Origin of the sequence: Edwardsiella sp. A.80236, from assembly GCF_044540725.1 — a bacterium.
GTDB lineage: Bacteria > Pseudomonadota > Gammaproteobacteria > Enterobacterales > Enterobacteriaceae > Edwardsiella > Edwardsiella tarda.
In genome coordinates, this window is record NZ_JBIUCY010000070.1 from 1 (window position 1) to 722 (window position 722).

Annotated in this window: 1 rRNA gene; it reads left to right on the forward strand. The window is 52.8% G+C overall.

The features are described 5' to 3' along the window. A 23S ribosomal RNA gene (locus tag ACEQFP_RS17520) occupies positions 1–722 on the forward strand; the annotation flags it as partial.

A 722-nucleotide genomic window follows, 5' to 3' on the forward strand; every position in this document is an offset into this window, starting at 1 on the left:
GTAAACGGCGGCCGTAACTATAACGGTCCTAAGGTAGCGAAATTCCTTGTCGGGTAAGTTCCGACCTGCACGAATGGCGTAATGATGGCCAGGCTGTCTCCACCCGAGACTCAGTGAAATTGAACTCGCTGTGAAGATGCAGTGTACCCGCGGCAAGACGGAAAGACCCCGTGAACCTTTACTATAGCTTGACACTGAACATTGAACCTTGATGTGTAGGATAGGTGGGAGGCTTTGAAGTGTGGACGCCAGTCTGCATGGAGCCGACCTTGAAATACCACCCTTTAATGTTTGATGTTCTAACCTGGTCCCGTAATCCGGGATAGGGACAGTGTCTGGTGGGTAGTTTGACTGGGGCGGTCTCCTCCCAAAGAGTAACGGAGGAGCACGAAGGTTAGCTAATCCTGGTCGGACATCAGGAGGTTAGTGCAAAGGCATAAGCTAGCTTGACTGCGAGAGTGACGGCTCGAGCAGGTGCGAAAGCAGGTCTTAGTGATCCGGTGGTTCTGAATGGAAGGGCCATCGCTCAACGGATAAAAGGTACTCCGGGGATAACAGGCTGATACCGCCCAAGAGTTCATATCGACGGCGGTGTTTGGCACCTCGATGTCGGCTCATCACATCCTGGGGCTGAAGTAGGTCCCAAGGGTATGGCTGTTCGCCATTTAAAGTGGTACGCGAGCTGGGTTTAGAACGTCGTGAGACAGTTCGGTCCCTATCTG